The following is a 4,967-nucleotide window of genomic DNA, read 5'->3' on the forward strand; positions in this document are numbered from 1 at the left end:
TGTTGCTGGTGGCGCTGATGATCGGCACCAGCACCGCGCTGTTTCCGTACTTCGCCACCGGCTTGACCGGCGCCGCCATGCTGATCGCTCTGTGGGGCTTCGCCTTCGGCGCCTTTCCGGCCTGCGCGAGTATCTGGATGTTCGTCGTCGCCCCCAAGGACGTGGAGCGCGGCATGCCGCTGTTCGTCGCCTTGTTCCAGGTGATCATCGCCCTGGGCTCGTTCTTTGGTGGGCGCATCGTTGATCAGATGGGCAGCTCGGTGCTGCTCAGCATGGCTACGGGGCTGGTGGTGTTGGGCTTCGCCACGGTGCTGGTGTTGGGGCGCAGGGTCAGTAATGGGTTGGTGGCGCAGGCTTGCTGAACCGTCGGCACTGCGCTTGAGGCAGGGGGGCTGATGCGCCGTCATCGTGAAGGTCCCCTCTGCTGGCGACGTCTCAAGGATGCGACCGAAAGCCAGCTTTCACAGGCTCAAGCATCCAAACTATGCTAGCGGTACATCACCCTCCCCCACTGGTCCTACCCCATGACCCTCTCCCCAGATTTCACCCCTTGGTCCTCCCTGCTCGGCGGTGCCCTTATTGGGTTATCGGCCGGGCTGTTCATTCTGTTTAACGGCCGCATCGCCGGTATCAGCGGGTTGTTGGGCGGCCTGCTGTCACGCCATGGCGAGGGCCGTGGCGAGAAAGCGCTGTTCTTGACCGGCCTGCTGGTTTCTCCGTGGCTGTGGTCGCTGTTCGGTGAACTGCCGGCTTCGTCGTTTCCGGTCGGCGGTTTTGGGTTGGTGGTGGCAGGGTTGATGGTGGGGATCGGGACGCGCTATGGCGCCGGTTGTACCAGCGGGCATGGGATCTGCGGGCTGTCGCGATTGTCGCCACGTTCGATGGTGGCAGTGGGGTGTTTTATGGGCAGTGGCTTTGTCGGGGTCTATGTGATCCGCCATTGGCTGGGGGTTTGAACATGCGTCGACTGACGGCGTTACTGACTGGCCTGATCTTCGGCCTGGGACTGTACCTGAGCGGCATGACCAATCCTGCCAAAGTCATGGGGTTTCTGGATCTCGCAGGCGAATGGGACCCTTCGCTGGCATGGGTGATGGGCGGTGCGCTGATGGTCAGCGGCGTGCTGTTCTACTTCGCCCGACGGCGCAACATGTCGTTGCTGGGCGCGCCGATGCAGATGCCCACGCAGACCCGCATCGACAAACGCCTGGTACTGGGCAGCCTGCTGTTCGGCATGGGCTGGGCGATTGCCGGCTTGTGCCCCGGGCCGGCGATAGCGCTGGTGCTGACGGGGCAGTGGCAGGTGCTGGTGTTCGTACTCGCCATGCTGGTGGGCATGGGGGTATTCGAAGGGCTTGAATCGCGCCGGCGGCGTTGACTCGTCCGCCGCGCTTCAATCCTTGGCCTGTGACAACGGCCTGGCCACGCTTTCCAATGCGTGCCGTTGCGCCGCCACGCCCCAGATCGCCTGCACCAGCGCCTCGACGCCGGGGGCCGACGAACAAGGCGCCGTGCATTGCGGCACCTCGTACGCGACGCCAATGGTGGCCGGCCTCGCGGCGGCGATGCTGTCGATTAACCCGCAGTTGCAGCCCGAGCAACTGCGCATGCTGCTGCGCCGTAGCGCCATGACCATCGGTGATCAGCATGATTTCGAACGCAGCGACGCCCAAGACCTCACCGCGCCAATCCTGCCCTCGGAGCGCAACTACCAGCTTGACGACAAAGACGTAGGACGCTCGGCCCGCCTGGACATGCAAAAGGCCCTGGACCTGGCGGTGCAGAGCCGCACGCGGGTGCGCTGACGCGCACAATCGTGCAAGCCCGTTTGGCCATCGCGTCGATAGTCTGGTCATCCTATAAATGATCAGAGGCTTCGTGATGGCTCAGTCAAACCCCACCGCACAACCGATCAACCTCGCCCACAAAGCTTCGCTTATCCCTGAACAGTGGAGCCCCAGGGTCGTTGCGCAAATGAACGACTACCAATTCAAAGTGGTGCGCATTGAAGGTGAGTTCATCTGGCATGCCCACCCGGAAACCGACGAAGCGTTCCTCGTGCTCGAAGGCACCTTGCGCATCGATCTGCCGGACGGGCCGGTGTATGTGGCGCCAGGCGAACTGTATGTGGTGCCGCGTGGCATGCAGCACCGCACGGCTGCGGAGGGCGAAGCCCGGTTGCTGATGATCGAGCCGCGTGGCGTGTTGAACACCGGGCATGAAGGCGGCGATCGCACGGCGACGAATGATGTGTGGATCTGAACATTCCTCGACGACAATGCCGCCTGCATCACACGGTCATTTGGCGAACGCGTACTCGCCGCCCTGCTCCACCGCTTTGCGGTAGGCCGGGCGCGCTTGCAGGCGTTGCAGCCACGCCGCCAGATGCGGGTAAGCCTGTAATTTGCCTTGGGCCTGGGCGATTTCGCCGATAAAACTCATCTGGATATCCGCGCCGCTGATGGCTTCACCCACCAGGTACGGGGTGCGCGCCAGCACGTCGTTGAGGTAACCCAGGTAGTTGGCCAGTTCCGATTCGATACGCGGATGCAACGGCGCGCCGGCCTCGCCCAGGCGGCCGACATACAGGTTGAGCATCAACGGCAGCATCGCCGAGCCTTCGGCGAAATGCAGCCATTGCACGTATTCGTCGTAGGTGGCGCTGGCCGGATCGGGCTGCAAGCGGCCCTGGCCGTGGCGGCGGATCAGGTAGTCAACGATGGCGCCGGACTCGATCACCACATGGGGGCCGTCCTCGATCACCGGGGACTTGCCCAGTGGGTGGACCGCCTTGAGTTCAGGCGGCGCGAGGTTGGTCTTGGGGTCGCGCTGGTAACGCTTGATCTCGTAGGGCAGGCCCAGTTCTTCCAGTAGCCACAGGATGCGCTGGGAGCGCGAGTTGTTCAGATGGTGGACAGTGATCATACAAACTCCGCGGGCGACAGTAGGTGTGTAGCAACAGACTACGCCAACGCGGCCGAGTGCCGTGCATTAACCAACCGCGTGAGTGTGGCGAGCGGCTCGGTGCAGGCCGAGCCGTATCGACCTCAGCCGTTGACCATCGCCCACAGCGAAGCGCCGACCCCGGTGATACTCTCCCCGGCGATCAACCCCGCCGCAGCGGTGATTGCAAAGCGCTCGGTGAGGCTCGGCCAACGGCAACTCACCAGCCAGGTCAGCACGGCGCCGAGGGCCATCATCAGCGAGACCGACGCCGGCAGTACGAATGCCAGGCCCAACGCAGCGGCACTGGGCAGGTAACGCGCACGGTGCGCGGGCAAGGTGCTGTCCAGAATGCCGAGCAGTACCCCGATCACGCCGCCCAACCCAATCGCCCAGCGGATACTGATCGACAACGAGTCAAGCCCATGGGTCAGGGTTTGCGCCACGGCTTTCCAGGTGGCGACGGCCGGAGCAGGCCACTGCTCGGTCAACAACATGGCTTGTGGGTCGGGGATCAGCGCCAGGTAAGCGAATACGCCGACGATGCTGCCGATAAAAATCCCCAGGATTTGCGCGATCACCTGTTTATGCGGTGTGGCGCCAATCGCCTTGCCCACCTTGAAATCATTCATCAGGTCGGTGCACTGCCCGGCTGAACCGCCTGCGGTGTTAGCACTCATCAGGTTGATCGGCACCTGGCCCGGCGCGACGATGCCAAAACTCAGCTGGGACAACTGCCCGATGGCGCCAATCGGCGGAATACCCGTGGCGCCCACCACGCGCGCGGCCACCGCGGCCAGGCAGATCGCCAACGGAATGGTCAGCAGCGCCATCCACAGGTTGATGCCGAACAACAGCGCCTGCAGGCTGACCACCAAGGCAATCGCCAGCACGAATCCAGCGGCCGGACCGGGCTTGGGCACACGCCAAGCCCGCGCCCCGGTAGAGCGGCTGGACGCATATAGCGCCCACAACCGAATAGCCAGAGACGCCAAGGTCGAACACACCATCAGGCTCACGCCCGGCCACAACAGCCATTCCACCAGCGCGGCAAACTGCGGGCCGGTGCTGCCGGCGGGCACGATCACCAAGCCTTCGGCCAGCAGCCATGGCGCAAGCCCACCCCAGGCGAGCACGGCGCCGAGCAACAGGGTCAGGCCGACGCGGATGCCGATGATGCCGCCAAACCCCACCAGCAACAGCGACGGGTCGGCGCTGAAGGTCAGGCGCTCCAAGTGGGCGCTCGGCGACCAGCGCGGCAGGCTCCATAGAAACGTGTCCACCCATTTGACCAGCCCGGACAGCAACGCAGCGCCCAGCAGCACTTTCAAGCGCGTCGCGGCTTCGCGGCCATGGTTGTAGATGTGCAGCAGGGTTTCCAGGGTGGCCATGCCTTCGGGAAATTTCAGCGCGTTGTCATTGAGCAACGAGGGCCGCAGGTACCAGGCGATCCAGATCCCCAGAAAACTCACCGAGAACACCCAGGCGATCATCGGCAACGCGTCCAACTGGTTGCCGGTCAGCAAGGTATAGGCCGGAATCGGCGCCACCAGCCCGCCGGAGATGATCGACGCGGCGGCCGAGGCGACGGTCTGGTTGATATTGCTTTCATGCAACGTCCACGGCAGCGCCTGGGACGAACGCCGGGCCAGGCCTTGCCAGATTGCGTAGCCGACCAGCAGGGCAATGATCGACATATTGAACGACCAGCCGATCTTCAGCCCGGCGTAGACATTGGAAGGCGTGAGCAGGATACCGAGCAGCGTACCGGTGACGACGGCGCGCAGGCTCAGCTCGCGTTTGATAGGGCCGTGCTCAGGGAGCGCTGGCGGGGTGGAAGGCATGCGGAGTCCTTTCAGCAAAAAAAGAGCGACCCAACTAGTGAGCCCCCTCAGCTTCGAAGGTTCCTGAAACGACACCCGAACCTCTGTTTGTGCTGAGAGGACTTGCTGCTATGAACAGCCTTGTTGGTTGAGAGAGCTTGATGGCGTGAGCGGACTTTAGGCTTTCTGTGGTGAGCGGGC

At 63.5% G+C, this 4,967-nt stretch carries 5 protein-coding genes and 2 pseudogenes; 5 read left to right on the top strand and 2 right to left on the bottom strand.

Features of this window, described 5'->3' with window-relative positions; all coding sequences use genetic code 11:
- The 5 genes and pseudogenes from YA0848_RS34225 to YA0848_RS34245 form a co-directional block, all read left to right on the top strand.
- Positions 1–362, top strand: a pseudogene (locus YA0848_RS34225) (MFS transporter); the annotation flags it as partial.
- A 162-nt stretch (positions 363–524) separates the two neighbouring features.
- The gene (locus tag YA0848_RS34230) at positions 525–956 is read left to right on the top strand and encodes a YeeE/YedE family protein (RefSeq protein ID WP_034099251.1); all 432 of its coding nucleotides are present in this window, start codon (positions 525–527) and stop codon (positions 954–956) included.
- A 2-nt stretch (positions 957–958) separates the two neighbouring features.
- Complete coding sequence (locus YA0848_RS34235; protein WP_047882072.1) at positions 959–1,378, top strand: YeeE/YedE family protein; 420 nt, start codon at positions 959–961, stop codon at positions 1,376–1,378.
- 88 nt (positions 1,379–1,466) lie between these two features.
- Positions 1,467–1,805: pseudogene (locus YA0848_RS34240) on the top strand (S8 family serine peptidase); the annotation flags it as partial.
- Positions 1,806–1,881: 76 nt separating this feature from the next.
- A complete protein-coding gene (locus tag YA0848_RS34245) occupies positions 1,882–2,262 on the top strand; it encodes a cupin domain-containing protein (RefSeq protein ID WP_040268914.1) in 381 nt (126 codons plus the stop codon).
- A gap of 36 nt (positions 2,263–2,298) precedes the next feature.
- On the opposite strand, the gene YA0848_RS34250 is transcribed toward YA0848_RS34245, so the two are convergent.
- Together YA0848_RS34250 and YA0848_RS34255 are read right to left on the bottom strand one after the other, a co-directional pair.
- Complete coding sequence (locus tag YA0848_RS34250) at positions 2,299–2,925, bottom strand: glutathione S-transferase family protein (RefSeq protein ID WP_103387690.1); 627 nt, start codon at positions 2,923–2,925, stop codon at positions 2,299–2,301.
- A 122-nt stretch (positions 2,926–3,047) separates the two neighbouring features.
- The gene (locus YA0848_RS34255) at positions 3,048–4,787 is read right to left on the bottom strand and encodes an OPT family oligopeptide transporter (protein WP_169902365.1); all 1,740 of its coding nucleotides are present in this window, start codon (positions 4,785–4,787) and stop codon (positions 3,048–3,050) included.
- Positions 4,788–4,967 lie beyond the last annotated feature (180 nt).

Source organism: Pseudomonas sp. S4_EA_1b, from assembly GCF_016307435.1.
In the GTDB taxonomy this organism is placed as follows: Bacteria; Pseudomonadota; Gammaproteobacteria; order Pseudomonadales; family Pseudomonadaceae; genus Aquipseudomonas; species Aquipseudomonas rhodesiae.